At 63.1% G+C, this 22,928-nt stretch carries 19 protein-coding genes; 6 read left to right on the top strand and 13 right to left on the bottom strand.

What is annotated here, in order from left to right:
* Positions 1-37: 37 nt before the first annotated feature.
* Genes CIK74_RS07980 through CIK74_RS07990 form a run of 3 tightly spaced genes read right to left on the bottom strand, consistent with a single transcriptional unit; the run spans position 38 to position 3,177 of the window.
* Entirely contained in the window at positions 38-1,570 is a 1,533-nt protein-coding gene (locus CIK74_RS07980; RefSeq protein ID WP_096255390.1) for a tripartite tricarboxylate transporter permease, read from the bottom strand.
* Positions 1,571-2,197: a tripartite tricarboxylate transporter TctB family protein gene (locus CIK74_RS07985; protein ID WP_096255391.1), complete on the bottom strand. Its 627-nt coding sequence runs from the start codon at positions 2,195-2,197 to the stop codon at positions 1,571-1,573.
* A complete protein-coding gene (locus CIK74_RS07990) occupies positions 2,194-3,177 on the bottom strand; it encodes a tripartite tricarboxylate transporter substrate-binding protein (protein ID WP_096255393.1) in 984 nt (327 codons plus the stop codon). Before CIK74_RS07990 ends, CIK74_RS07985 begins: the two co-directional genes overlap by 4 nt.
* A 152-nt stretch (positions 3,178-3,329) precedes the next feature.
* On the opposite strand from CIK74_RS07990, the gene CIK74_RS07995 reads away from it, so the two are divergent.
* Entirely contained in the window at positions 3,330-4,907 is a 1,578-nt protein-coding gene (locus tag CIK74_RS07995) for an ATP-binding protein (protein WP_096255395.1), read from the top strand.
* A gap of 3 nt (positions 4,908-4,910) precedes the next feature.
* On the top strand, positions 4,911-5,612 hold the full coding sequence (locus CIK74_RS08000) for a response regulator (protein WP_096255396.1): 702 nt from the start codon (positions 4,911-4,913) through the stop codon (positions 5,610-5,612).
* A gap of 21 nt (positions 5,613-5,633) precedes the next feature.
* Here the strand turns inward: CIK74_RS08000 and CIK74_RS08005 are convergent, their stop codons facing one another.
* From CIK74_RS08005 to CIK74_RS08050, 10 genes are all read right to left on the bottom strand, one after another.
* Positions 5,634-6,212, bottom strand: coding sequence for a hypothetical protein (locus tag CIK74_RS08005; RefSeq protein WP_096255398.1), 579 nt, complete (start codon positions 6,210-6,212; stop codon positions 5,634-5,636).
* 713 nt (positions 6,213-6,925) lie between these two features.
* Entirely contained in the window at positions 6,926-7,747 is an 822-nt protein-coding gene (locus CIK74_RS08010) for a CoA ester lyase (protein ID WP_096255400.1), read from the bottom strand.
* On the bottom strand, positions 7,740-8,264 hold the full coding sequence (locus CIK74_RS08015) for a MaoC family dehydratase (RefSeq protein WP_096255401.1): 525 nt from the start codon (positions 8,262-8,264) through the stop codon (positions 7,740-7,742). The genes CIK74_RS08010 and CIK74_RS08015 overlap by 8 nt, the downstream gene beginning before the upstream one ends.
* The gene (locus CIK74_RS08020) at positions 8,261-10,297 is read right to left on the bottom strand and encodes a biotin carboxylase N-terminal domain-containing protein (RefSeq protein ID WP_096255403.1); all 2,037 of its coding nucleotides are present in this window, start codon (positions 10,295-10,297) and stop codon (positions 8,261-8,263) included. Before CIK74_RS08020 ends, CIK74_RS08015 begins: the two co-directional genes overlap by 4 nt.
* Before the next feature lie 15 nt (positions 10,298-10,312).
* Positions 10,313-11,923 (bottom strand): carboxyl transferase domain-containing protein, encoded by a 1,611-nt coding sequence (locus tag CIK74_RS08025; RefSeq protein WP_096255404.1) that lies wholly within the window; start codon positions 11,921-11,923, stop codon positions 10,313-10,315.
* A gap of 8 nt (positions 11,924-11,931) precedes the next feature.
* Positions 11,932-12,585, bottom strand: coding sequence for a TetR/AcrR family transcriptional regulator (locus CIK74_RS08030; RefSeq protein WP_096255405.1), 654 nt, complete (start codon positions 12,583-12,585; stop codon positions 11,932-11,934).
* Between the two features lie 181 nt (positions 12,586-12,766).
* On the bottom strand, positions 12,767-14,428 hold the full coding sequence (locus CIK74_RS08035; RefSeq protein WP_096255407.1) for a glycoside hydrolase family 13 protein: 1,662 nt from the start codon (positions 14,426-14,428) through the stop codon (positions 12,767-12,769).
* Between the two features lie 61 nt (positions 14,429-14,489).
* Complete coding sequence (locus CIK74_RS08040; RefSeq protein ID WP_096255409.1) at positions 14,490-15,365, bottom strand: carbohydrate ABC transporter permease; 876 nt, start codon at positions 15,363-15,365, stop codon at positions 14,490-14,492.
* On the bottom strand, positions 15,362-16,288 hold the full coding sequence (locus tag CIK74_RS08045) for a sugar ABC transporter permease (protein ID WP_096255410.1): 927 nt from the start codon (positions 16,286-16,288) through the stop codon (positions 15,362-15,364). The genes CIK74_RS08040 and CIK74_RS08045 overlap by 4 nt, the downstream gene beginning before the upstream one ends.
* A 17-nt stretch (positions 16,289-16,305) precedes the next feature.
* The gene (locus CIK74_RS08050; RefSeq protein WP_096255412.1) at positions 16,306-17,580 is read right to left on the bottom strand and encodes an ABC transporter substrate-binding protein; all 1,275 of its coding nucleotides are present in this window, start codon (positions 17,578-17,580) and stop codon (positions 16,306-16,308) included.
* 96 nt (positions 17,581-17,676) lie between these two features.
* Between CIK74_RS08050 and CIK74_RS08055 the strand changes: the two genes are divergently transcribed.
* From CIK74_RS08055 to CIK74_RS08070, 4 genes are all read left to right on the top strand, one after another.
* The gene (locus CIK74_RS08055; RefSeq protein WP_170947795.1) at positions 17,677-18,876 is read left to right on the top strand and encodes an ROK family protein; all 1,200 of its coding nucleotides are present in this window, start codon (positions 17,677-17,679) and stop codon (positions 18,874-18,876) included.
* A gap of 6 nt (positions 18,877-18,882) precedes the next feature.
* Positions 18,883-20,100 (top strand): MFS transporter, encoded by a 1,218-nt coding sequence (locus CIK74_RS08060; RefSeq protein ID WP_343251922.1) that lies wholly within the window; start codon positions 18,883-18,885, stop codon positions 20,098-20,100.
* Positions 20,101-20,308: 208 nt separating this feature from the next.
* A complete protein-coding gene (locus tag CIK74_RS08065) occupies positions 20,309-21,133 on the top strand; it encodes a carbonic anhydrase (protein WP_096255417.1) in 825 nt (274 codons plus the stop codon).
* A gap of 424 nt (positions 21,134-21,557) precedes the next feature.
* Positions 21,558-22,796 carry a hypothetical protein gene (locus tag CIK74_RS08070; RefSeq protein WP_096255418.1) on the top strand — a complete coding sequence of 413 codons (1,239 nt, stop codon included), beginning with the start codon at positions 21,558-21,560 and terminating at the stop codon, positions 22,794-22,796.
* Positions 22,797-22,928: the final 132 nt, after the last annotated feature.

Below are 22,928 nucleotides of genomic sequence, written 5' to 3' on the forward strand. Positions count from 1 at the left end.
TTGTCCCGGCCCGCGGCCTTTAGCTGATGGAACCGGACTACGAGTCCTGCAGAACCATGGCCTCGGAGCGCAGCTTGCGACGGCTGGCCGCATGCTTGACCATGGTCAGTGCCACCGCGGCGATCAGCAGGATATACATGATGATCGTGGTCGGCGAGGAGACCAGGTAGCCCAGGTCGCCCTCGGACACGGTCAGCGCGCGGCGCAGGGAGGTTTCGGCCAGTGGCCCGAGGATCACGGCGATCAGCACCGGCGCTACTGGGAACTGGTAGCGGCGCATGATGAAGCCGAGGATGCCGATGGCCAGCAGGAACCAAAGGTCGATCACCGAGGAGCTCACCGCATAGACGCCCAGCATGGAGAGCACGGTAATGCCTGCATACAGGTAGTGCCGTGGCACCAGCAGCAGCTTGGCCCAAAGCCCGGCGAATTGCATGTTGATGATCAGCAGCATCACCAATCCCACGAAGAGCGAGGCGAGCAGGGTCCAGACCATGTCGCCCGAGCGCTCGAAGAGCAGCGGGCCTGGCTGCATGCCGTATTGCTGGAACGCGGCGATCATCAGCGCTGCGGTCGCCGAGACCGGAAGCCCCAGGGCCAGCAGGGCGCCCATGGCCATGCCGGCGGTCGCGTTTCCGGCGGCCTCCGGGGCGGCCACGCCGTTGATGGAACCGGTGGTTCCGAACTCCGGATCCTTCCGCTTGGCGGCCAAGCGCTTCTCGGTGCCGTAGGCAAGGAAGGTCGGGATCTCCGCGCCGCCGGCTGGGATGACGCCGAAGGGAACGCCGAAGGCGGTGCCGCGCAGCCAGGCCGGCAGGGCCTTGCGGAAGTCCGCGCCGCTGAGCTTGATCCGGCCGCTGGCCGGGATCCGCAGGGCGCTGGGGTCGCGGTGGATCCGCGAGGCCACATGGATGACTTCACCCAGGGCCAGCAGGCCCACGGTGATGACCACAATGGACAGCCCGTCAAAGAGCTGCGGCAGGCCGCCGGTGAAGCGCACGGAACCGGAGATTCCATCCACCCCGATCAGCGCCAGGACCAGGCCGATGGACAGTGCGCCCAGGCCCTTGATGATCGATTCGGAGACCACCGAGGAGATGGCGACGAAGGCGAAGACGGCCAAGGCGAAGTATTCGGCCGGGCCGAAGGCGGTCGCCAGTTTCACCAGCGAGGGGGCGAAGAACACCACCAGCGTGGTGGCGATCAGCCCGCCGATGAAGGCGCCCATCGCGGCGGTGGCCAAGGCCCGAGCCGCCTGCCCGCTCTTGGCCATCTTGTGGCCTTCGAAGGTGGTGGCGATGGCCGAGGAGGCCCCGGGCGTATTGAGCAGAATTCCGGCCGTGGAATCGCCGAACATCCCGCCGAAGTAGACTCCGGCGAACATGATGAATGCGGCCGTGGGGTCCAGACTGAAGGTGACCGGCAGCAGCAGGGCGACGGCCATCGAGGAGCCAAGGCCCGGCAGCACGCCGACCGCGGTGCCCAGCAAGGCGCCAATGAGCACCCACATGAGGTTCACGAGCGTCAACGCACCGGCGAAACCCGCCATTAAGTGACTGAGCTGATCCATTTAGAGCAAACCTCCTAGGAACCCGGCGGGCAGGCTGAGACCCAACCCGAGGCCGAACGCCAAATAGCTGATCGAGGAAACCATGACGGCGACCCCGATGTCGAAAATCGGGCGGGTGCTGCCCAACGCCTTGCAGATGGCCCAGAACAATCCGGCCGCGGAAATAATCCATCCCAGTACCGGAAGCACGAGGATGAAGCAGGCGATGCCGCCGACGATCCAGGCGATCGTGGCCCAATCCGAGTACAGCCGCACCCGGCCGGTGCGGCGCGGACGGGCTCCGCTGGCACCAAGCACCTCGGTGCGCTGGGTGTCGCCCAATTCGGCCAGCATTTCGGCGGAGAAATCGGGGTTGCCGCTGTCGGTGCCCTGCGGGAAACGGCGGGTGCGCAGCACGGAAAGGCCATGGAGCACCGCCAGCGCGTAGAGCACGATGCAGATGATCCAGGGGAAGAACTGCGGACCGGGTACGGTATCGCCCATGACGTTCATGGAGGCCGTGCCGACGGTCAGCGCGACGGCCAGGGCCAGCAGCAGCGCGGTGACCACCAGCTCGCTGCGGCCCGAGAAGAAACCGGTAATGCGTACGGTGTCTTCGGTGGTTTCTCTGCTCTGGGTGGTGCTCATAGTCCGAGTCCTTCCACGAGATCCGTGGTTGTGGCGATCTCCGTGTCGATGAATGCGTCGAGCTCATCGCCGACCATGTAGCTGTCGGTCCAGTTGTTCCGGGCCACCGCGTCCTTCCACTGCTCCGTGGCATGGAATTCGGCCACAATCTGCTGCAGTTCGGCCTTCTGCTCGGCGGTAATGCCCGGGGCGGCGACGTAGCCGCGCCAATTGGCCATGGCCGCGTCGACCCCGGCCTCCTTGAAGGTCGGCACATCCACGCCGGGCAGGCGCTCTTCGGAGGAGATCGCCAGGGCGCGCAGGCTTCCGGTCTCGATCTGGTCGGAGAGTTCGTTGTAGCCGGAAACGGCCGCGCTGGTGGTGCCCGAAAGCACCGAGGTGATCGCCTCGCCGCCGCCGGAGTAGGGAATGTAATTGACCAGCTGCGGGTCGATGCCCACCTCGCGGGCGGCCATGCCCATCAGCAGGTGGTCGATGCCGCCAAGCGAACCGCCGGCAATGGAGGTTCCTCCCGGGTCTTTCTTCCAGGCTTCGACGAAGTCCTCCAGCGTCTCCAGCTCCGAGTCGCCGGGGACCACGATCACCGCATAGTCATCGGCCAGCCGGGCGATCGGGGTGACGTCTTCCAGCGAGGTGCCCGAATCGGCGAGTTCGATCGCGCCGATCATCACCCCGCCGGTGACCATCAGCATGTCCGAGCGGCCGGTCATCTGCGCGAACTGGCTCAGCCCGATGGTGCCGCCGGCACCGGGGACGTTGACCACCTGCACGTTGTTGCTGATGCCGTCGGATTTGATGGCCTGCTGCGCTTCGCGGGCAAAGCCGTCCCAGCCGCCGCCGGGAGAGGCGGGGGCCATGATCACGAGTTTCGCGCGCACCGTGTTCTCGCCGCCCGAGGCGGCCGAGGTCACCAGCGCGAGCGTGGCGATCAGAACGCTGGCGACCAGAAAGGCCACGTTCTTAAAATTGAGTTTGCTCATAGCTATCCGTAGGGTTCGAGTGATGATGGGGATTCCGGCTGCCCGGAAGCGTCTTAGCTACGATCCCATGCAGTGATCCAAACCACTATCGAAAACGTGGTTTGGGTCATAGGTGCCATAAGAAAAATAAAGTTAACGCCGGAAGGCAGACCATGAGTCCCACCAAGACCGCGCTGCCGCGACGCCATCGTTTGCGCCTGCAGCTGGCCGGGCTGCAGGTGGTCATCGTCCTGGCCGTCGTGCTCGCGGTGGCGGTCGCGGTGATGGTGGTCGAGGATCAGCGGGTGCAGGACCAGGCCTATGCGCGGGTCGGCACGGTGGCCAGCCATGTGGGCAATGAGCCGGCGGTGATCGCGGCGCTGAACACCGAGGACGCCGCGCAGGTTATCGCGCCGATCGCCCAGCTGGCCCGCGAGGTGTCCGGAGTGGACTACGTCGTGGTGGTGGGGCTGGATAACATCCGCCTTTCGCATCCCGACCCAGAGCAGATCGGGCGGCCGGTGTCCACCGATCATTCGCTGATGCGCCAGGGCGAGAGCTTTTCCGGGATCGAATCCGGAACGCTGGGCCCCACCCTGCGGGTGAAGGCGCCGATCCGTGCCGACGGTCAGATCATCGGCACGATCTCCGTGGGGATCTTGCAAAGCGAGGTGCGTGCCCAGCTGAACTCCATCGTGGTGGGCTTCGCCCCGTGGATTCTGGGCGCCGCCGGCCTGGGCACGCTGCTCAGCCTGTCCGCGGCGCGCGCCATTCGCCGCCGCATCTTCGGGGTGGAACCCGATGAGGTCCCCGGCCTGCTCCAGTCGCAGAATGCGCTGCTCTACGCGGTGAGCGACGGGGTGCTCGGCGTGGGACCCGCGGGGCGGATTACCTTGTGCAACGGGGAGGCCGAGACGCTGCTCGGATTGCGCGAATCGGTGGTGGGGCGCATCGCCGATCAGGTGCTGGATCCGCTGCTGGGCACAATGCCCGAGGAAGGGGCCCGGCAGGTGCTGGTGGGCGAACGGGTGCTGGTGGTCTCGCGGCGCAATGCCGTGGCCGGGGCGGCCCGGGCCGATGCAGGTTATACGCTGACCCTGCGCGATCGCACCGCGCTGGAGGCTTCGCTGCGCGAGCTGGCCGGCCAGCGCGGACTGGCCGACGCCCTGCGGGCGCAGACCCACGAGTTCGCCAACCGGCTGCATGTGCTCTCCGGCTACCTGTCCGTCGGCGCGCACCAGAAAGCGCAGGAGTACATCGCCCGGATCGCCGGTCCGCAGGAGCGCACCGCGGTGGAACTTCCCGATTCCGGGTTGGCCGGGGTGCTCTCGGCCAATGCCGCGGTGGCCCGGGAACATGGGGTGTCCTTCGAGGTTTCGGCGCAGTCGCTGGTCGCGCCGGGCACCGGAGCCGACGACGACCTGCTGACCGTGCTGGGCAATCTGCTCAGCAACGCGATCGAGGCGGCCGGCGACGGGGGCCGGGTCGAGGTCTTTGTCCGGCTGGCCGGGCAGCAGGCCGAACTGCGGGTGGAGGACAGCGGCCCCGGGGTGCCCCCGGAGCAAGCCGAACGCATCTTCACCCGCGGAGTCAGCGCCAAGGATCAAAGCACGCAGCCCCATGGGATCGGGCTGGCCCTGGTCCAGCGGATTATCCAGCGCAGAGGTGGGACAATCGAGGTTGGAGACTCCGCGCTGGGTGGCGCGCAATTCGCCGCCCGGTGGCCGGCGGCAACAGGGCAGGGGAACTAAGCTATGCGCCAGATCGAAACGCTGATCGTCGACGACGATCCGGATGTGCTGGCCATGCACGAACTTTTTGTTGCATCCACCGACGGATTCCGTGTCGCGGCCACCGCCACCCGCGCCGCCGAGGCGCTGGCCTGCCTGGAGGCGAATGCGGGAATCGAGCTGATCCTGCTCGACGTGCACCTGCCGGACGGAAATGGCGTCGAGGTCCTCGCCGAGGTGCGCGCCCGGTTCAGCCAGGTGGGGGTCATCATGATCACCGCAGCCGCCGATGCGCCCACGGTGCGCGGAGCCATCGGCCAGGGGATCGACGGGTACCTGGTCAAGCCCTTCGCCGTCGGGGAATTCCGCAGGCGGCTGGAGATGTTCCGCCAGGCGCGGATCGCCGCGCCGGAACGCTTGGCCCAATCGGATATCGACGTGCTGCTGCGCGAAGAAGCCGAATCGACGGGGTCCGGGCCGGCGCCCGCCCCGACCGGCAGCCTGCCCAAGGGCTACGCGCAGGCCACCCTGGATCTCATCGCCGACGCGGTGCGCGGGGTGGACGCGGATATTTCGGCGGCCGAGGTCGCCGAGGCCTGCGGGGTCTCCCGGGTCAGCGCCCGGCGCTATCTGGACCTGCTGGAGCGGCGCGGGCAGGTGGAACTGCGCCCGCGCTATGGTTCGGCGGGGCGCCCGGAACACCGCTATCGCTGGGTTCGCCGCTGAGCCGCCGGCGGCGCGCGGCTGTCAGCTGCCCTCGTTCCCATGTTTCTTTGACTCCCCGCGGGCTTTCTTCTTGTAGTACCGCTCCCGTGCCTTGTGGCCAGCTTGGCGTTTGATCTCCGCGGCATCTTCCGCGAAATATTCACTAGTCATCGCCTTGAAATCCTGGAACTTGGCTCGCTCCTCGTCCGGGGTTGGCCCGGGCTCCCAACTTCGCAGCCAGAGCACTTCGCTGGTGTTGATCACCGCAACGATGACAGTTATCAACACGGCTGCATCCATGGCTCCGGTGACTGCGAACGCAGAAGCGAACGCGATCAACACCGACGCCGACAACGGGAGCAGCACGTAGCCGAGCCCGCCGGGAGCGGCCCGATACTCCCGCACAACTATTGGGCGCTCGATGACGGCGCCGAGCACCTCCGAAACCACGAACGACACGATCAAGGCAATAACGAGTTTGCCGAAGGTCGCGTCCACGCTGATGAACCATGTGCACAGCCAGGCAACGGCCAGGGCCAGAAGTCCTTTCACCGCACCCGTCGTCAGTCGTCCCGCGATGGCGTTCCCGAGCGTCGGAAACCTGATTTCATCTGCACTCATTTTAATCCTGCCTACTACTTTTCTTACGCGGAACAGGCGGTGGCAGCGCCATCTGGGCCAAGAACTGCTTGCTGGCATCTGCAGGTCCTTGGCCCATCTGCGCGGTGAATGAACCACCGCGAATCGCGTCCCAGATTCCTTTGGCCCGCGCGAAAATGGCCTGCGTTTAATTCGGCATCTGGCATTGCAGCAGCTCCTGCTTGCGCATACCGAAGCAGGAGTGGCAACCATATCGGCAATCGACGCCCTGGCTTCCTGCACAAGGTTGATTCCCCGTCAGCGAGTTTTTGCGCTTCAATAAAATGTCAGCGTCCAACTACCGGTGTTAGTGACATGTTGGTGCATTGCGCATTCGAAAGTTTCCTTGTCGATCAGTCTCCTTTAAGACCCTAGCCCTGATTAATTACCCTAGTCAACGAGCCGCCCTCATCCTTTAGTGGGAAGGGAGGCTGAAACTCGCACCGCTGATTCATGGATCCTGCGGAAAAGATGACGCATCCACCGGAGAGGAGGGATCGCAACAAAAGCGAAGGGACCACCACAATGCGGGCGTATTGCCGGTGCAGTGGGTGGTCCTCATCGGTGACTTGATCCATCCGAGGCGAGGCTTGCCTGGAACCCGCTGGGCTGGAGTGCGTGGATTCGTCCCCTGCGCTGATCGTGATATCGCACTTCTGCGCCTGCTCTGGTGGTTTGCGAGACGCTGAGTTTGCCTAGCCGTCTTCGAGATGCTTGGCGGCGGCCAGCGTTACCCGTGCCTGGCGCAATAGCGGTTCATCGACCATCTGGCCTTCAAAGGCGAAGACCCCCGGATTGGTTTCGGCCGCGGCGAGGATCCGCTTGGCCCGCTCGAGCTCGGCCTCGCCGGGCCGGAAGGCTGCACGGATCACCGGCATCTGATTCGGATGGATGGAGGCCTTGGCGGCGAAGCCCGAGGCCTTGGCATCTCGCGCTTCGGCCAAGAGTCCGGCGGTATCCGGAATATCCAGGTAGACCGAGTCGATCGCTGCCTTGCCCTGGGCTACCGAGTGCAGCAGCACCTGGGAACGGGCGAAGCGTGCCACCTCGCGGTAGTTCCCCTCTTCCGTGCGCGAAGAGGTTCCGCCCAGCGAAGCCATGAGATCTTCGGCCCCCCACATCACCGCGACCACATTGGGAGCCGCCGCGATCTCGGAGACGCTGGTGATGCCCTTCGCTGTTTCGCACAGCGCAACCACCTCGTAGCTTTGCAAGCGCGCCGGATCGGCGGCCGATTCGCTCTTGGGCAGCATCACCGTGCGGTAGGCGGTCTGCCTCAGCGCCGCCAGATCCGCAGCAAAGAACTCGGAGTCCGCCGGATTGACCCGCACGATGGTCCGTGCCGGATCCAGGGCGCTGTCCAGCAGCGCCCGGCGGGCGGATTCCTTGCTTTCCGGCGCCACCGCATCTTCCAAGTCGATGATGACCGCGTCGGCGCGTGCGGCGGCCTTGGCATAGCGCTCGGGGCGGTCCGCCGGGCAGAAGAGAATCGCGGGGCCCATGGCGAAGCTAGTCATTTGCGGCGGCTTTAGTGGAATCCAGGGAGTCCAAGTGCGCTTGCCGGGTCCACATCAGGCAGGTGCGGGTCGCGGTGGCGACGATGTCCCCGTGCTGGTTCCGTCCGGTGTGCGTCATCGAGGCCAGGCCTTGTCCGGGGCGGGATTTCGACTCGCGCAGGGCGGTGACCTCGGTTTCGGTGTAGAGGGTGTCCCCGTGGAACATGGGGTGCGGGAATTTCACATCATTGATTCCCAGCTGCCCCACGATGGTGCCCTCGGTGAGCTGCCCCACCGATTGGCCGATCATGGTGCTCAAGGTCAGCAAGGAATTCACCAGCGGCCGGCCGAACGGCTGGGTTGCGGCCCACGCCGCATCGAGGTGCAAACCTTGATTGTTCATGGTCATGGTGGTGAATTGCACGTTGTCGGCCTCGGTGAGCGTGCGCCCGGGCTTATGCACATATGCGGCCCCGAGCTTCAGCTCATCGAAGTACAGTCCGCGCTGTTCGAAACGTTGTTGCGTAGGCTCGCTCATGCGTTTTGCTCCTGAATTTGTGGTTCCACCGTGGCCACCAGCTGCTTGGCCTTCACCAGATCGCCGACGCTCAGCCCGGTCATGCGCACCGTGCCGGTCGCCGGGGAAAGCAGCTGGTGCTCCATTTTCATTGCCTCGATGCTGACCAGCAGCTGCCCCTCGGACACCTGTTCGCCGTCGGCTACCTGGACCGAGATCACGGTGCCGGGCATCGGGGTCTCGACATGCGGGGAGAACGTGCCCGACGCCTTGGCCAGCGTGGCCAGGTGCCGTTCGAGCACCTCTTCGCGGGGGAGCTTGCGCACCGCTCCGGTCCACCCGTCTTCGCTGAGCCACAAGGTGCCGTCCGCGGCGAAGGCGTGGCGAATCCCGGTGCGCTGCCCGTTGATGGAGTAGTTTCCGGAGCCCAGATCCCGCACCGCGTACTCGTGCCCGGCAAGCAGAATGCGGCTTGAGCTGTCCCCGCCGTGCACGGTGAGCGCAACTTGCTGCTCTTGCACTTCATAGTGCTGCGGTGTCCCGTGGTTGTGCTGCGCCCGCCAGCCGTCGCGGCGGGTCCACGGGGTATCCGCGGTGTGCAGCCGGCCGTGCTCCAAATGGGCCGCCAGCGCCAGTTCGCGCGCGCCGGGGGACCGGAAGGAGAACTCGTGCATCTTCCGTTCGATCAGGTTCGTGTCCAGCCGCCCGGCCGCCACGTCCGCGTCGGCCAGCAGCAGGCGCAGGTATTCGCTGTTGGTCAGCACGCCGAGCACCACGCATCGGCACAGGGCGCGGTCAAGCCGGGATACGGCCTCCGTGCGGTTTTCTCCCCAGGCGATGAGCTTGGCCAGCATCGGGTCGTAGTGCGCGCTGATTTCGAGTCCATCGCGCAGCGAGCTGTCCACGCGCAAGTGTTCGCCGGCCGGTTCGCTGACCCGCAGGATGGTTCCGACCGAAGGAAGGAACCCTTCCGCGGGGTCCTCGGCGTAGAGCCGTGCCTCGATGGCATGCCCGGTGAGCGTGACATCGCGCTGGGCGAAGTCCAGCCGCTGCCCGGCGGCGATGCGCACCTGCCAGTCCACCAGGTCCAGCCGGTTGCCGTTGACCCTGGCGACCTCTTCGGTGACCGGATGCTCCACCTGCAGCCGGGTGTTCATTTCCATGAAGAAGAACTCGTCCGGGTTCTCGTCGCTGACCAGGAATTCGACGGTTCCCGCGCCCACGTAACCCACCGACTCTGCGGCGGCCACGGCCGCCGCCCCGATGCGTGCGCGGATTTGCGCGCCCTGCTCGAGGTTCTCGAACAGCGGAGCCGGAGCTTCTTCGATCACCTTCTGATGCCGGCGCTGCAGCGAGCATTCACGTTCGCCCAGGTGCACGGTATTGCCGTGCGCATCGGCCAGGATCTGCACCTCGATATGGCGCGGGTTGCGCACCAGGCGTTCGAGGAACAAGGTTTCGTCTCCGAAGGCGTTGCGCGCGGTTCGCCGCGCGCTGGCCAGTGCTTCGGGAAGCTGGTCCGGGGATTCGACGGCGAACATTCCCTTGCCGCCGCCGCCCGCGGAGGGTTTGATCAGCAGCGGGAAGCCTACCTGTTCGGCGGCCTCGCGCAGCTGGGCATCGCTCAGCCCGGGCTCGGCGATGCCCGGCACGACGGGCACCTGGTGGGAGAGCACGTGATTCTTCGAGCGGATCTTGTCGCCCATGAGGTTGATCGAGTTCACCGGAGGCCCGATAAAGGTGATTCCGGCGTCCTGAAGGGCGCGGGCGAACTCCACGTTTTCGGAGAGGAAACCGTATCCGGGGTGGACCGCCTGAGCGCCGGTGTCCTTGCAGGCTTGGAGCACCGCGGGGATGCTGAGGTAGCTCTCATTGGCAGGGGAAGCCCCGATGCGCACGGCGGTATCGGCCTCGCGCACGTGCAGCGCCCCGGCATCCGCGTCCGAGTACACCGCTACCGAACGGATCCCCAGGGTGCGCAGGGTGCGGATGATGCGTACGGCGATTTCGCCGCGGTTGGCGATGAGGACCGTGTCAAATAGTTTTGTATCCATGATTGTCTCCTCGCGCTACATCCGGAATAGGCCGAGGGAGGTCTCCGGCAATGGTTGACGGGCGCAGACGTCCAGGGCCAGGCCCAGGACCCGGCGGGTATCGGCCGGATCGATGACTCCGTCGTCCCACAGGCGTGCGGTGGAGTAGTAGGGGTTTCCCTGGCTCTCGTACTGCTCACGGATGGGCGCCTTGAAGGCCTCTTCGTCTTCGGCGCTCCAGCTTCCGCCCGAGGCTTCGATGCCGTCGCGTTTGACCGTGGAGAGCACGGAAGAGGCCTGGTTTCCGCCCATCACCGAGATGCGCGCCGCCGGCCACATCCACAGGAAGCGCGGGGAGTAGGCCCGGCCGCACATCGAGTAATTTCCGGCGCCGAAGGATCCGCCGATCACCACGGTCAGCTTGGGCACGCGTGCGGTGGCTACGGCGGTGACCATCTTGGCTCCGTGCTTGGCGATGCCATCTGCCTCGTAGTCGCGGCCCACCATGAACCCGGCGAGGTTCTGCAGGAAGAGCAGTGGAATGCCGCGCTGGTCGCAGAGCTCGATGAAGTGCGCGCCCTTCAGCGCGGACTCGGAGAACAGCACGCCGTTGTTCGCGATGATGCCGACCTGGTGGCCGTGGATACGGGCGAAGCCGGTGACCAGGGTGGTGCCGTATTCTGCCTTGAATTCATGGAATTCACTGCCGTCCACCAACCGCGTGATGACTTCGCGGACGTCGTAGGGGGCATTGACGTCTACCGGCACGCAGCCGGCCAGTTCGCTGGCCGGGTAGCGCGGTTCGGCCACCTGCTCGGCGATTCTCCAGGCCGGGGCGGGATTCTCCGGGAGCGTGGAGAGGATGTCGCGGACGATCATGAGCGCATGTTCGTCGGTTTCGGCCAGGTGGTCCACCACTCCGGAGGTTTTGGCATGCAGATCCCCGCCGCCCAGTTCTTCGGCGGTAACGATTTCGCCGATGGCGGCCTTCACCAGGGGAGGGCCGCCGAGGAAGATGGTTCCCTGGTTGCGCACGATCACCGTTTCATCGCTCATCGCCGGGACGTAGGCGCCACCGGCGGTGCAGGAGCCGAGCACCGCGGCGATCTGCGGGATCTTCTTGGCCGACAGGTTCGCCTGGTTGAAGAAGATCCGGCCAAAATGCTCGCGGTCCGGGAAGACCTCGTCCTGCATGGGCAGGAACGCTCCGCCGGAGTCGACCAGATAGACGCAGGGCAGGCCGTTTTCCAGAGCGATCTCCTGGGCGCGCAAATGCTTCTTGACGGTGATCGGGAAGTAGGTGCCGCCCTTGACCGTGGCGTCATTGGCGATCACCAGCACATGCCGGCCGTGCACCAGCCCAACGCCGGCGATCATGCCGGCGCCCGGGCTCGCCCCGTCGTACATGTCCTCGGCGGCCAGCGGGGCGATTTCCAAGAAGGGGGAGCCGTCGTCCAGGAGCTGGTTGACGCGGTCCCGGGGCAGCAGCTTGCCGCGGTCCACATGGCGCTGGCGGGATTTCTCGGATCCGCCGCGGGCGGCGCGCTCCAGGCGGCGGTGGAGCTCATCGGTGAGCGCCGTGTATTCGGCCGCGTTGCGCTGGTAGGCAGCGGAGCTGGTGTCGAGCTGTGAGTGCAGGGTCTTCACTGGGTTCCTTAGCTGACGGTCTGCTGGGCTTGGATGGTGGCCGGTTCGCTCGCGAGCCGGCGTGGAATGGCCAATAGGTCGCCGAGTTGCTGCGGCGCTTCGGTGACCGCAAGAATTCTGTAGGCCATGGCAACGAAGTTTTGCTGGACCTGGCTCAGGCTGAGCCTGCCGTCCGGGCGGTACCAGTGGGCCACGCCGGTGCCCATTTCCATCACCGCAAGTCGTGCCATGGTCAGGTCATCGGTGGCGAATTCGCCGGCCGCCTGGCCGGCAGCCAGCACCTTGGAGAAGAGCGATTCGTAGTGGTCCCGGAGTGCTTGCATTTGTTCCTGCGCCGGACCGGTCAGCGCGCGCATCTCGTATTCGGCGACACGCGCGGTGAGCGGATTGGTGGCGGTGAATGCCACATGGAAAGCGACCAGCCTCGCGAGCTGCCGGGTGGGTTGTTGCTCGCCGGCGATTGCTGCGCGGCCGCCGGCGATCATGGCGTTCAGGCAGTCGGAGATGATCCGCATGAGCAGATCCTGCTTGCTGCCGACATAGTGATAGAGGGTGGCCGAGTTGATGCCGGCCGCGGTGCCCAGTTCCCTGATTCCCGTGGCGGCGAAGCCCTGCTGGGCGAAGCGTGCGACGGCCGCTCGCTGCACCTGGTCGATGTCCATGCTCTTGAATCGCTTTCGCCCAAAGACTGAGAGTCAATCAATCGATTGATTGACTCTCAGTCAAGTCGGAAATGCGAGCTGTGTCAAGGGTCACTTTAGCCAGTGCGGGGAGAAGGCTGCGGGCCGGGCCAAATGCTTGCGCATTCGGTCCGGCCCGCGGATTTGCCGGAAAGCTCCTCGTTTAGCGCTGGCGCAACCACACGGTGGTTGCCGCGGGAAGCTGGCCTGCTGCATCCAGCGGACCGCTCGCCAGCAGGACTTCACCGGCCGGCAGCTGCTGAGCCTGCGCGGTGAAGTTGGTGAAGCTCACCCAACCATTCGGCCGGGAAAAGCCGAGCGTGCCGGACTCGGTAGCCAGCCAGGAGAGCGATTCGTCGCTTTGCAGCTCGCGGCGCAGCTTCAGTGCCTCGCGGTAGAGTTCCAGCGTCGAGCCCTCGACCCCGGACTGTGCCGCTACCGCGTACCGGCCAAAATCCTTTGGCTGCGGCAGATGCGCTTCGCCGGAGCCGAACCCGAAGGAGGAACCGCTCGTTTCCCAGGGCAGCGGGACGCGGCACCCGTCACGGCCGACTTCCACTGCCTTATTCCTGAAGAATGCGGGATCCTGGCGCTGTTCATCCGGAATGCCTGTCACCTCCGGAAGTCCCAATTCCTCGCCCTGGTACAGGTAAGCGCTGCCAGGCAGCGCCAGCTCCAGCAGGGTCGCCGCGCGAGCGCGGCGCAGCCCCAGCTCCACATCCACCCGGGCCGGATCCGCACCCTGCAGCAGCCAAGTCTTCGCTGCGTCCGGATCGCCGGTTGCTTCCAGCCCATAGCGGGTGGCGTGGCGAACCACATCGTGGTTCGAGTACACCCACGTGGTCGACGATCCGGCGGCGGAAGCCTGAGCGAGGTTGAAGGAGATGATCTTCTTGAACGCCTCGGCTTCGAAGTCCGCCTGCAGCAGATCGAAGTTGAACGCTTGGCCCAACCCGGTGGCCCGGGCGTAGGCAGGGCGGCGGTCGGCATTGGTCCACGCTTCGGCGACCGCAATGCGCGGTGGCTCGTATTCGTTGAAGACCTCACGCCATTCGGCATAGACCTCATGCACCTCGTCGCGATCCCAGATCGGATGGGTGCCGTCCCATGGGTGGGCGTCGAGTTGTGCCTTATCCGGCAGCTCGGTCAACGGGATGTCCTTGGTCAGCGCGTGGGCCACATCCACGCGGAAGCCATCCACCCCGCGGTCGGACCAGAATCTCAAGGTCTTGCGGAAGTCTGCGCGGACTTCTTCATTGGACCAATTGAAGTCCGGCTGTTCCTTGGCGAAAAGATGCAGGTACCACTGGCCGTCGCCCACGGCGGTCCAACCCGGTCCGCCGAACAAGGATTCCCAATCGGCCGGCGGCAGCTCGCCATCCTGGCCCAGGCCGTCACGGAAAATATAGCGCTCGCGCTCGGCCGATCCCTTCGGTGCGGCGAGCGCCGCCTTGAACCACTCGTGGCGGTCCGAGGAATGGTTCGGCACGATATCCACGATGACCCGGATGCCTGCAGCGTGCAGCGCTGCGGCCATCCGGTCAAAATCCTCCAGCGTGCCCAGGCGGGGATCAACATCGCGGTAGTTGTCCACGTCGTAGCCGCCGTCGGCGAGGGCCGAGGGGTAGAACGGGGAGAGCCAGACGGCATCGATTCCGAGCTCCTTCAGGTAGGGGACCTTGGAGGTGATGCCGGGCAGGTCGCCTAGGCTGTCGCCGTTTGCGTCGGCGAAGCTGCGCGGGTAAATCTGATAGACAGCGGCCTGGCGCCACCAGTTGGCATCCGGCGAAAGGCCGGCGGAGTTCTGCGTATCTTGCAAGGTCATCTTGCTTCCTTCCGGAAAAGTTGTCTGCTTCTAAATGTAGATGGTTCAGGGGAGGGGCGGCTTAGGATTTCACCGCCCCTTGGGTGAGCCCGGACATGACCCAGCGTTGGGTGAACAGGTAGGCCACGATGCTTGGCGCCATCGCCATCAGGTAGGAGGCGAAGGAGACGTTGTAGTTATTTGAGAACTGGGTCTGGAAAAGCTGCTGGACTACCGGCAGGGTCTGGTCGGCCTGTTCGGCAATGATCAGCGAAGGCATCATGAAGTCATTCCATGAGGCCAGAAACGCGAAGATCGCCACGGTGGCACTCATCGGCGCCATCAGTGGGAAAATGATCCGCCAGTAGGTGGTCCAGGTGCCTGCACCATCGATGCGGGCGCTTTCCTCCAGCTCTCCGGGCAGGCCGCGCAGGAAGGCGGTGAAGAGCAGGACGTTGAAAGACAGCCCGAACATCACGTGCAGAATGGCTACGCCTACCGGGTTATCCAGCCCGAAGAGTCCGGTGAGCTTCACCTGGGAGAGCGCGAGCACCGGAAACGGGAGGAACATCGCGGCCAGCAGGTAGTAGAAGCTGAGCCGGTAGAGGCGCTTATGCCAGTTGCGGTGAATCGCATAGGAAGCCATGGAAGCGAGCATCACTCCGCCGAGCACCGTGGCCAGGGTGATCAGCAGCGAGATGGTGAAGGCGCGGGGGAAATTGACCAGCTCCCAGGCCGCGGTGAAACCCTCGATGGAGAACGGGCGCGGGAGCGAGAAGGCTTTCCCGTCAACCGCTTGAGCGGCCGACTTGAACGCCATGGAAACGGTCACGAACAAGGGGATGAGCACCGTGAGGGCGCAGGCCATCAGCGCTCCGGTGGCCCACCAATTGATGCGTTCGCGTCCAATCCGTGCGCGGGAACGCTTGTTCAGCCGTTGCTGGAGGGTAACGCTCATTTGGCCACTCCCTTACTTGTCAGGCGCAGCTGGAGCAGCGCGATCATCAGCGAAATGAGGAAAAAGACGGTGGCGTTGGCCATCTGGTAGGCGTAATCGCCGCGTTCAAATCCGGTGAAGATGGTCATGGCGATGGAGCGTGTGGCTACTCCCGGTCCGCCATTGGTCAGGCCGACGATGATGTCATAGGTACCGAGGAAGTTCTTGAAGCCAATGATCATGTTGATTCCGATGTACCCCACCATGAGTGGCAAGGTCACCGCCTTGAGCTGCCCGAAGGCGCTGGCTCCATCGAGCGAGGAAGCCTCGTAGAGGTCATAGGGAATCGCCATCAGCCCGGCTATGTAGATCAGCATGGCCGACGGGATCGCCTGCCAGGCGGTGACGACCACGATGGAGATCCAGGCGTAGTCGGGGTTGGCCAGAATTGAGGACTTCAAGAAGTCCAATCCGATGGTTTCTCCGAAGGCCGGCAAGGTGTTGGAGAAGACGAAATTGAAAACGTAGGCGATCACGATGCCCGAAATGACCATGGGCATCACGAAGATGGCCCGTAGCGCGACCCGCGCACGGATCTGCGCGGTCAGCCCGATGGCGAGCAGAAAGGCGATGAGGTTGGTGATGATCACGGTGATGAATGCGAAACCAAGGGTGAAGCCGTAGGCGCCGATGATGGCCGGGTCGGTGAACAGGGCCAGGTAGTTGGTCAGGCCGATGATCTGGTAGTCGCCGAAGCCGACCGAGTCGGTGAAGCTGAAGAATATGCCCATCAATGCGGGAACCGTAATGGCGATGGTGAAGCAGATCAGCGCGGGAAGCAGGAATGCCAGATAGGTCCATTCGATGCGCCGGCGCCGTGGCGGGCGCGCAGGCGCGGCGGGTTGAGCTTCGGGCGTGGGTTTGATTGAGGTCGTCAGAGCCATGATTCGTCCTTAGCTGACTAGCCGCGCTGGGCTAGTCGAGCCCAGTCCGCGTCGAGGGTGGCCAACGTCTGTTCTACGCTGCTTCCGGTCACGAGACCCTGCATGTAGTTCTCGAAGGGGATGGTGCGCGGGATGGCGGTGGAAACTCCTTGGAAGACCTTGCCGCGATCGATATAGGGCTGCAGCTGCACCAGGCGTTTGTCCTTGGCCGGAGGGGAGTCCGAGCGCACTCCGAAACCGAGGGCCATCTCGTTATAGGGGTTCTGGACTTCGGGCCGGCAGAGGAATTCGAGCAGTTCGCGCGCTTCATCCTGGTGTTCGGACTGTTCCGGAATCCAGAGCGCCAGGTCGATATTGACGCGGACCTTCAGATCGTCCGGATCCTCGGTCATGGGCAGCGGGAAGGTGCCGATATTGGCGTTGGGGTTGGTCTTGGAGATTTCGGGCAGTGCCCAGGGGCCTTGGAGGTACATGGCCGCTTGGTCGTTGGCGAAGGCGAGATTGCCGTCGCCGTAGCCGCGGTTCGCCGCATCCTTATTGGAGAACTTGGCCAGTTCCTGCATCCGCAGCAGCGGGTCGGTGAAGGCCTGGGAGAAGGACAGTTCGGAGCCGGGAGCGAAATCCGCGCCGACGCTTCGCAGCGCGGCGAAGAATTTGTTGATGTCCACGGCTCCGCCCAGGGTGTAGTCCGCCAGTCCCTGGGATGCGGTCCACGCGTCCTTGAATGTGGAGTAGATCGGGGTGACCTTCAGGTCTACGAGCTCTTCGCATAATGCCACGAATTCCGAGTAGCGCTGCGGGATGGCCAGCTTGTGCTTGGCGAAAATATCCTTGTTGTACAGGACGGCGGCACCCATCATCGAGTAGGGCAGCACCGAGGTGCGCCCCGGGTAATCCGGATAGAGTGCGAGCAGTTCGTTGACGAAGGGAGCGTTCATCTGGACCTGGGGCAGATCCGAAAGGTCCGATAGCGCGCCGCGTTCCTGGAAGCGTGCCATCTCGTAGTTGTAGTTCAAGCAGCCAAGATCCGGCGGGTCGTTGCGGGCAAAGGCCGCCGAGAGTCCGGCCGTCACTTCGTGGACCGCGGATATGGAAGATTGTGCGCCGTTGAACTCGCTGAGCAGGTCGCGGAAGTAGGGGACGACCTCCGGCTTTGACTGGTTGAATCGAATCGAGGTGCGAGTGCTGGTAGCGCCGCAGCCCGCGAGCATCAGGGTCCCTGCGGCTGCCAAAGACGAGATGAATGTTCTGCGGGACAGGGCTCTGGGCAGCGTGGTAGATCCTATGTTCATGGGTATCTCCGACGGTCGAATGAAGTGGGTCACTTTATTTTCTCAGTAAATTTAGCATCTAAATAAATATCCGTCTATACTCAAATGGTGAAATCAATGACCGATTCCAGCAACCAGCATTCCGCGACGGAACCCGGCGCCACCACCATGCGACGCCTGAATACCCAAAAGGTCCTCAAGGCGACCTGGGATCGCGGGCTGGTGACCGCCAGCGAGCTCATCGAGCTCACCTCGCTCACCCGGGCAACCGTGCTGAACCAGGCAAAAGAGCTCGTGGCCACCGGCTGGCTGCGTGAAGCGGAGGACACCCGTGCCGCCGGAGCATACTCGAAAGGCCGTCCGGCCCTGCGCTATGAACTCGACGCCGCCAAATCGGTAGTCGCCGGAATCGACGCCGGCCAACACCGGATCTCGCTGGCGCTCGCCGACCTGCGCGGCAAGGAGATTGAACGCCGGTCCCTGAGCGTGGAGCCGGGAGCATGCGGGGAAGAACGGCTTCGCATCACCGAGGAACTTCTTCGCGGAACCCTGGAGAAGCACGGAGTTCAAAAGCTCGGCGCCTTGGTTATCGGGGTCCCCGCTCCGGTGGATTCCGGCGGTTTTTCGCCAAAGGTGGCCGATGGCTTCTGGGCCGCGATGAACCCGGACTGGCGTGCGCAGCTGGCGGAATATACCCACCTGTTCTCGGTTGAAAACGATGCGAACCTGGCGGCGGTGGCGGAACTTGGACTCGGAGAATCCGATTCCTTCGCCGCGCTGATGGTCGGCGAACGATTCGGTGCCGGAGTGGTCATCGACGGGCACCTGTTGCGCGGAACCCACGGGCTAGCCGGAGAGATGCGCTTCCTTTCGCATGTCACCGGGGTGGGCGACGCGCTGGGGCTCGGCTACCTCGCGCGGGAACAAGCGAGGCATGCACTGGCAGGCGGGGCCGAAAGCTCGCTTCGGCGGATTCCCGCCGAACTGGTGCGCGCCGAGGATGTTTTCCAAGCGGCCGCGCAGCAAGATCCGTTGGCACTGGAAATCCTGGAATCGCTCGGGCGTCGGCTGGCAAAGGTCGTGGCCGTGATTTCCGGTTTCGCCGGGCTGCAGAAGGTCATTCTCTCGGGTGCCATGGCGGGAATCCTGCAGCCGGTGATCGATATCGCCGACCGTGAATTAGCCAGGGAACCAGAGCTCACCTGTGTGCAGTTGGCAGTTTCCGAGCTGGGCGCGGAGGTGGCATTGCAAGGGGCCATCTCGCGCGGCATCGAATTGGTCCGGGCAACCGCGCCCTTCGAAACGCAGAAGCGATAAATTTCGGTGGCCCCGACCTCCATCGATAGCGCCGACCGCCGGGCGCGCGGCGCGGTATCGGCCTTGTTTCTGACCAATGGGGCACTGTTCGCAAATATGGCGCCGCGCCTTCCCGAGCTGAAGGACACTTTCGGGCTGGGCGAAGCGGCCTACGGTTTTCTGGTGATCGCCTGGCCGGTAGGCGCAATCATTGCCGGCCTGGCGGCCGGCTGGCTCATTCGCCGCTTTGGCTCGGCGCTCGTGGCCGTGGCCGGAACCATGCTCACCGGAGCTGCGCTGCTCGGCGCCGGCTCGGCCCCGAGCCTCGCGCTGCTCGCCACGGGCTTCCTGTTCGGCGGCGCAATGGATGCCATCACCGATGTGGCACAGAATTCCCACGGGCTCCTTGTGCAGCGACGCTATGGACGCTCGATCCTCAATTCTTTCCATGCATTGTGGTCGGTGGGCGCCGTCCTTGGCGGTTCCATGGCCGCCGGAGCCATGGCGTTGAACCTGTCGCTGAGCGTGCACTTGGGCATCTCGCTGCTGATATTCGCGGTCGTCGCCTTGACCGCCCTCAAATTCTGCCTTCCCATGGGAAAACCGCAAGCCGGACTCGAAGAGGTATCCGAGGACCGCCCTGCCGATCCCTCCCCGGGCACCGCGCGCACGGCGCGCAACCACACCCTGTGGATCATGGTCGCGTTGGTGCTGATTTCCACCGCGGGGGTCATGACGGAGGACGCGGGCAACTCCTGGGCCGCGCTGTATCTTGCCGATTCGCTGGGGACTTCGGCCTCTTTCGCGGCCCTTGGCTATATTTCGCTCGTCGGCGCCCAGTTTGTGGGTCGAATTCTTGGCGACGGCATGGTTGACCGCTTCGGACAGCGTTTGGTCGCCCAAATGGGTGCCGTCTGCCTCATCCTCGGCATGGGGTTGGCGCTCGCCTTCCCGTCGGTGCCGGGAAGCGTGCTGGGTTTCGCGGCTGCCGGATTTGGCGTGGCGACCCTGGTTCCGGCCGCGATGGAACACGCAGACAGGCTGCCGGGCCTTGCCCCAGGCACCGGGTTGAGCGTGGTCTCGTGGCTGATGCGTCTGGGATTCCTGATCTCGCCGCCGCTGGTTGGATTTGTTGCCGAGGGCTGGGGGCTTCGAGCCGGGCTGTTGCTCGTCCCGCTGGTGGGCGTCATCGTGCTGTTGTGCTCGCCGGTGCTGCGGGCAAAAGCACCGCGCCAGCAACTTTAATTCACGGCCCGCACACCCCTCGGACGTCATCTTGGTTCGATGCCGGCGAAATATGACACCTCATTTTTAATGAATCAATCAGGCCACCGTAGAATACAAGTCACTATTTAGAACGGAAACCGATCTAACTCACCACATCGAGAGCATGGTCGGTGCTGGCTCGACTTATCCGGGTGGGGTTGGCCAGAGCGTGCCGAGGGGATAACACATGTCTAAATCCGCCAACTCCGTAGCCGGCACAGCGTCTTCCAAACAGGAAGATCCGGTTCAGCTGAACAGGCGCCGATTCTTTTCGGCGGCGGGTGGAGTACTTGCCCTGGCCGGCCTTGCAGCCTGCACATCGCCGCAGAATTCCGCGACGGCTCCGAACCCGGTAGGCGATCACGCCCCGGCCGCCGCCAAGGCACCTAGTACACCCGGCCAAGCCCTTGAAATGCTCAAGACCGGCAACAGCAGATTCGCCGAAGGCAGGCCAAAGCACCCGAACCAAACAAGCCAGCTGCGAAGCGACCTTGCAGAGCACCAAGAACCATGGGCCTTGGTCCACGGATGCGTTGATTCTCGGGTTGCCCCCGAGCTCGTCTTCGACCAAGGGATTGGCGACCTCTTTGTCACGCGAACGGCAGGTGCGGTACTCGACGACACCCTCGTGGGGAGCATGGAGTTTGCGGTCAGCAGCCCCTATGAGGTCCCGGTCATCGTGATCCTCGGGCACACCGCCTGCGGAGCGGTGACCGGCACGGTCGAAGCCCTCGAGAAGAACGCAAAGTCACCGAAGGCCCCGGGAGAAATGATCGATTTCATCAGCGAGATCGCGCCGGCGGCGCGTGAGGCGGAACCGGTGCCGGACAAGTCAGAACACATCAACAACGTGGTCCGGATGAATACCGTCGCGGTCGCCGCCGCGCTTGTTGAACGCTCGGAGATCATCCGTGCGGCGGTTAACGCCGGGCGCACCGAAGTCATTGCGGCCGTCTATGATCTGCAGACCGGGTTGGTTGACTGGAACTTGACTAAAAATGAGAAGATATAAGGCTATATAGCAGAAACTTATACTTCCTTATATTGTCCAATACTGTCGATGACAAGTTTGGAACAATAGGTCACCCGGATAATCTTCCGGGCCGAAACTGACCCGTAATTCTTGGGTGAACGCGATGTTGACACCGCAGCCTGCGTTTTCCTTAGTCCGTGAGCTAAGCAACGCCCGGCGCCGAAGCCGCGGAGGGCACCGTGAAACGCAAGATCGGAACGGAATCTTCGTTCTCTGCCGTTCTTGGCATTAAAGTAGTTTCTCTTGGAGTCGAGGGGGCCTTTCCAGAACTTCGGCAGAGCTACCTGGGCTGGAGCCACAGGATGCCGTGGAGAACGGGCGAACACTCTTACTTAAGTGATCAATCCGTCGGTCTTCCGTGCTTTCATAGGCACGACAGATTACTACTTCTCGTGGGGACAAAATGATTGTTTTCTATCTGGTTGGCGCATTCCTAATTTATGCCGGAATCAGGCAGACAAGAAAATGGTTGAATTTAGCGGAGCGATATCGGCCGAGCTGGCTGTTCAAATTTCGAGTCGCCGTAAACCTTCTAGCCTGGTTTTTGGGGGCTACGGTTCTTCTGGTAACGCCGCTGTCAGGGGACCTAAGCGTCAGAATAGTAGGTTATTCTACAGTGGGTTGTGTTGCGTTTGGCATTCTTTCGTTCTTATCTCATAGGATCCTGGATGGGATACGCGACGCATCTTTGGGGCGAGTGCGGGAATATTTTGGATACAAAATTGATCTATGGTTTTGTGCGCTTGGTCGCGGGTTTGTGCGGTGGAATCAGATCATTGCTCCAACAGGCTGGGAAGAAATCAATATAAGCATCAAGAAAATTGAGAACTTCCTTTCGCCTATGATTATCTTTCGTGGATACGCCCTACTCCTGACATTTCTGCCGATTTTCGTATCTATGATGTTCGTATGGACCTACTCCTCTGGGGACGAAATGGGACAGCGAATGATGGGTTTAGTCGGTGCGTACAATCTTCTGGTAGCTTCATCTAGCCTCACGGTAGGAATATTGGTCTCTGTACTCGTGCTTAAAGTACTGACGATCGGTGAAGTGCTCTTGGTTCGTCCCAATGTAAAAAATGCGATCCAAATGATTGCAACTTATGCGGGATACGGCACTGTTATGGGCTTCGTGACGGCTGTGCTAGTCCCATTCATGGGGTCAGTCATGGCATCGGATGCCTCGAATCCGGTTGAGAGTTTTAGTTTCCTTTCACCACAACTTCTCATTGATTTGCCCGCAACGGGAGCAATCTTAGGATATATTCTTGGCTTGTTGCGTTCGAGCGTTGAATTGCTCCGCGCCGCAGAGAATCTTTTCGTGAGGAGGATGTTTTCACCGATACTTGGGATTGTTTCTATCGCAACTTTGGTTCATGTCGGATATGGTCCGCAGGGAATAATGAGACAAATGATCATGGTACTGCCGAAACCTGAGCAAACCGTCTGTTTTGATAATGATCTGATTATGTCCACTACTAGTGACACTGGGCTGCTGAGTTTGCTCGGAACTTGCTCCGTCAGCCCATTTACAATCGGTGATGAAACGTTCGTAGTTTTATCCGCTGTGACCTTATTCTTTTTCGCTTTGAGGGCCGTAATCCAAGATGCGCGGAAATCGGGTAAAACTGTCGTCGCATAATCATTTGATCAGTGTGCACCGGCGGCGATGCTAGGAAGTGCCCTTGGACGAAGTGCGAGCGGGGTCTAAGCCAGTAAGCCTCCGTGGGACTTCGGGCCTAGCCGTTTGCTTCTAGTAGTACACCGCCAGCGG

Source organism: Glutamicibacter sp. BW77 (assembly GCF_002332285.1).
Taxonomy (GTDB): Bacteria; Actinomycetota; Actinomycetes; order Actinomycetales; family Micrococcaceae; genus Glutamicibacter; species Glutamicibacter bergerei.

Bases quoted from the DNA above. Each gene is read 5' to 3' on its own strand.
- CIK74_RS07980 (WP_096255390.1), bottom strand. From the start codon at position 1,570: ATGGATCAGCTCAGTCACTTAATGGCGGGTTTCGCCGGTGCGTTGACG.
- CIK74_RS07985 (WP_096255391.1), bottom strand. From the start codon at position 2,197: ATGAGCACCACCCAGAGCAGAGAAACCACCGAAGACACCGTACGCATT.
- CIK74_RS07990 (WP_096255393.1), bottom strand. From the start codon at position 3,177: ATGAGCAAACTCAATTTTAAGAACGTGGCCTTTCTGGTCGCCAGCGTT.
- CIK74_RS07995 (WP_096255395.1), top strand. From the start codon at position 3,330: ATGAGTCCCACCAAGACCGCGCTGCCGCGACGCCATCGTTTGCGCCTG.
- CIK74_RS08000 (WP_096255396.1), top strand. From the start codon at position 4,911: ATGCGCCAGATCGAAACGCTGATCGTCGACGACGATCCGGATGTGCTG.
- CIK74_RS08005 (WP_096255398.1), bottom strand. From the start codon at position 6,212: ATGAGTGCAGATGAAATCAGGTTTCCGACGCTCGGGAACGCCATCGCG.
- CIK74_RS08010 (WP_096255400.1), bottom strand. From the start codon at position 7,747: ATGACTAGCTTCGCCATGGGCCCCGCGATTCTCTTCTGCCCGGCGGAC.
- CIK74_RS08015 (WP_096255401.1), bottom strand. From the start codon at position 8,264: ATGAGCGAGCCTACGCAACAACGTTTCGAACAGCGCGGACTGTACTTC.
- CIK74_RS08020 (WP_096255403.1), bottom strand. From the start codon at position 10,297: ATGGATACAAAACTATTTGACACGGTCCTCATCGCCAACCGCGGCGAA.
- CIK74_RS08030 (WP_096255405.1), bottom strand. From the start codon at position 12,585: ATGGACATCGACCAGGTGCAGCGAGCGGCCGTCGCACGCTTCGCCCAG.
- CIK74_RS08035 (WP_096255407.1), bottom strand. From the start codon at position 14,428: ATGACCTTGCAAGATACGCAGAACTCCGCCGGCCTTTCGCCGGATGCC.
- CIK74_RS08040 (WP_096255409.1), bottom strand. From the start codon at position 15,365: ATGAGCGTTACCCTCCAGCAACGGCTGAACAAGCGTTCCCGCGCACGG.
- CIK74_RS08045 (WP_096255410.1), bottom strand. From the start codon at position 16,288: ATGGCTCTGACGACCTCAATCAAACCCACGCCCGAAGCTCAACCCGCC.
- CIK74_RS08050 (WP_096255412.1), bottom strand. From the start codon at position 17,580: ATGAACATAGGATCTACCACGCTGCCCAGAGCCCTGTCCCGCAGAACA.
- CIK74_RS08055 (WP_170947795.1), top strand. From the start codon at position 17,677: ATGACCGATTCCAGCAACCAGCATTCCGCGACGGAACCCGGCGCCACC.
- CIK74_RS08065 (WP_096255417.1), top strand. From the start codon at position 20,309: ATGTCTAAATCCGCCAACTCCGTAGCCGGCACAGCGTCTTCCAAACAG.
- CIK74_RS08070 (WP_096255418.1), top strand. From the start codon at position 21,558: ATGATTGTTTTCTATCTGGTTGGCGCATTCCTAATTTATGCCGGAATC.